Origin of the sequence: Brevibacterium picturae (assembly GCF_030453725.1) — a bacterium.
Lineage (GTDB): Bacteria > Actinomycetota > Actinomycetes > Actinomycetales > Brevibacteriaceae > Brevibacterium > Brevibacterium sandarakinum_A.
Genome location: NZ_JAKDJU010000250.1, coordinates 1 through 3,218 on the forward strand (window position 1 = coordinate 1; position 3,218 = coordinate 3,218).

Consider the following 3,218-nt stretch of genomic DNA (forward strand, 5'->3'; position numbering starts at 1 on the left):
CGGCGTACCCGACCCAGCACCCCCAGCCCCACGGCTCTCAGCAGACCCACGCTGGTCCCAACCACCCGGGCGGGTCCGGCCAGCCAAGTTACCCAGGCCACCGGGGCATCCGCAGCCAGCAGGGTATCCCCGCCCAGGGGTACTCTCAGCCGCGCACCTACCCCAACTACGGACCCAACGGGCAGATGCCGAATCACCCGATGCAGCCGATGCAGCCACCTCGGCGGAAGAAGCCGAAGTCGGAGAACGTCACCTACGCTCCCGTGACAGGGGCAATGCCTCTCACACGCGACGAGGCGACCGAGATCCCCGCGGACGGCCCGATCGAATGGCCACGCAAGCGAGCCGGAATCGTCGGCGTCGCGAACCTCGTGCTCTCTGCCGTGATGGCAGTGATCTGGGCCTGGATTCCGCTCGGCCTGCTGTTCACCGGCATCGGCGGAATCTTCGCGCTCGGCCTCGGCGTGCTTGCTCTCATCGTCTGGGTCGTCGTCCAGCAGGGCGCGAACGTGTTCGAACGCTACCGGGCTGAACTCATCTACGGCGACCGGATTCCGGTTCCGAGGATCGAGCGCAGCATTCGCGATTCAGGTTTCGCTCGCTTCTTCCACAACCGCTGGCTGCACGTGAAGTCCGGCTCCTTCTGGCGCTCTACGGCTCACCACTATGTGAAGATGCTGCTCGGTGCAATCATCGTCGTCGGCACCATCGCCGGCATCTGCAGCGCAATCATCGGCATCTTCAGCGCCATCAACCCGGAGGGCATCGCCACGTACTTCCTCGCCGGACCCACCGGCGGGTTGGGGCGTATCGGCGTCGCCATCGGCTCCCTCATCATCCTCGCCAGCTCCGTGGCGATCCTGTGGTTCGCCCCTTACCTCGATCGGGCGCTGGATCGCAGCCTCCTTCCACCGGCACGGACCGCGGCACTGCAGGCCGAGGTCACCGAACTCGACCGGGCCCGCATGGCCGGGATCGAAGCCGCCGGCGCAGAACGCCAGCGCATCGAACGCGACCTCCACGATGGAGCCCAGCCCCGCCTCGTCGCGATGAGTATGACCTTGGGCATGGCGAAGTCGAAGATCGACAACGACCCCGAACGTGCCAAGGAGCTCGTCTCCGAGGCCCACGCCGAGGCGAAGGGCATCGTCAACGAACTCCGTCAGTTGGCACGCGGAATCCATCCCGCGGTGCTCACCGACCGCGGGCTCGATGCCGCCGTCTCTGCTCTGGCAGGGCGTTCGACGATCCCCGTCGAGGTCGATGTCCGCCTGGCCGGACGCATCGATCGCGAGGCCGAGACGGTGGCCTACTTCGTCGTCGCGGAATGTCTGACGAACATCACCAAGCATTCGGGTGCCACGCATGCCCGAGTCTTCGTCGCTCCGATCGAGACCGGAGTCCAGATCGTCATCACCGACAACGGTCAGGGCGGGGCGCGCATCGACCGCTCGGGTCGTCACACCGGTATCGCCGGTTTGGTCGATCGCGTCGAAGCCGCTCGTGGGACACTGAATCTGACCAGCCCCGCAGGCGGGCCAACTACTGTCGTTGTGGAGGTGCCATGCGCATCGTAATTGCCGAAGACTCTGCCATCTTGCGAGCCGGACTCGAGAGGCTTCTGGTCGATGCCGGGCACGAGGTGATCGCGGCGGTCCCCGATGCCAGCGAGCTCCTCGCGACAGTCCACAACAGTCCGCCGGATCTCGCCATCATCGACGTGCGCATGCCGCCGACGTTCACCGACGAAGGAATCCGCGCCGCCGTGCTCATCCGCAAACAGAACCCCGACGTCAAGGTGCTCGTGTTCAGCCAATACGTGGAGGAGCAGTACGCATCCGAACTCATCGCAGAGAACACCGGTGGCTTCGGATACCTGCTCAAGGACCGGGTCGCGGATGTGGAGGACTTCCTCGCAGCTGTCGACGAGGTCGCTTCCGGCGGCACGGTCCTAGACCCTGAAGTCGTCTCGCAGATCCTGGTGCGCACGCGCAAGAAGGACGGGCTCTCAACCTTGAGTCCGCGCGAACTCGAAGTCCTCCAGCTCATGGCCGAGGGCAAATCGAATGCCGCGATCGCCCGCATCCTCTACCTCAGTGCCGGAGCAGTTGAGAAACACATCAGCTCGGTCTTCACCAAGTTCGGTCTCACCGCCGACACCTCGGACAACCGACGCATCCTCGCCGTCCTCACATTCCTCGGAGCATAGAATGCCTGCCACAGTTCACGTCAGCGAATCCACCCGCACGAGCATGCGTGTCATCATCACGATCGCCGCTCTCGTCGTCCTCCTCATTCCCATCGCCTTCAGCGTCGCTCACGGAGCCTCACGTCTGAACTACACGAAACTCGAAGTCACGAAACCGCTGCCGGCCTCGGTCACAGACCTGAACTTCGTCCTCGACACCAGTGCCTCGGTCGTCGTCAAGACCGCCGACACGGCTGAGCCATCGGTCAGGCTCAACGCCACCGGGCCGAAGGACGAGGCGCCGAAGTTGCAGGTGAGAGGGTCAGGCAACTCGTCGACTGTGTCCGTCGACGAGCACCGACACCTCGAGAACTCCCAGATCGAGGTCATCCTCCCCGCACAGACGTCGAAGCAGATGAAGCTTGACTTCAACGGTGGCTTCGGCGCCATCAACATTACGGGTGACTACCACGAGATCGTAGCGAAGACAGACGGCGGAGCTGTTGAGGTCAGCGGTTCGGCAGAGACTCTGCAGACTTCGACGGACTACGGCATGACGCAGTTGAGCGGAACCTTCGGCACCATCGAATCCAAGACCGACGTGGGCACCATCGATGCAGTGAACCTCAACGTGCGTGACCATGTCGACGCCGTGACCTCGACAGGGACGATCGACCTCGACTTCTCCAACGACATGGTGCCGATGTCCGGCATCGTCGCCAAGGCCGACGAAGGCACGATCGACATCCGTCTGCCGCGTCTGGACCTAGCCCAGGAGAAGATGGCCGCCGAGGCTGCCGCTGCCAAGGATGATGACGAAAATGCCGACGACGCCAAGGACCTCTTCTACCGCATCAACGCGAACTCGAATCAGGGCAGCGTGGATCTGGCCAAGGACCTCAAGAAGTTCGATGCGTCGAAGGATTCCAGGGACGCCGACGGCAAGACGATCATCCCGGTCTCGGTCAGCGCCGACACCGGAACGATCACCATCGAGCAGAACTAGGTACAGAGAAGCCTGAAACTAGGT

At 63.6% G+C, this 3,218-nt stretch carries 3 protein-coding genes; all 3 read left to right on the top strand.

Annotated features, from left to right (window positions below):
• The coding region (locus L0G76_RS15005; protein ID WP_304357956.1) for a histidine kinase at positions 1-1,577 on the top strand (1,577 nt) is incomplete at its 5' end.
• Positions 1,565-2,209: a response regulator transcription factor gene (locus tag L0G76_RS15010; protein ID WP_304357957.1), complete on the top strand. Its 645-nt coding sequence runs from the start codon at positions 1,565-1,567 to the stop codon at positions 2,207-2,209. The genes L0G76_RS15005 and L0G76_RS15010, both read left to right, overlap by 13 nt.
• A gap of 1 nt (position 2,210) precedes the next feature.
• Positions 2,211-3,194 carry a DUF4097 family beta strand repeat-containing protein gene (locus L0G76_RS15015; protein WP_304357958.1) on the top strand — a complete coding sequence of 328 codons (984 nt, stop codon included), beginning with the start codon at positions 2,211-2,213 and terminating at the stop codon, positions 3,192-3,194.
• Positions 3,195-3,218 lie beyond the last annotated feature (24 nt).

What these genes read in the sequence shown, in the direction of transcription:
- L0G76_RS15010 (WP_304357957.1), top strand. Translation starts at nt 1,565, where the DNA reads ATGCGCATCGTAATTGCCGAAGACTCTGCCATCTTGCGAGCCGGACTC.
- L0G76_RS15015 (WP_304357958.1), top strand. Translation starts at nt 2,211, where the DNA reads ATGCCTGCCACAGTTCACGTCAGCGAATCCACCCGCACGAGCATGCGT.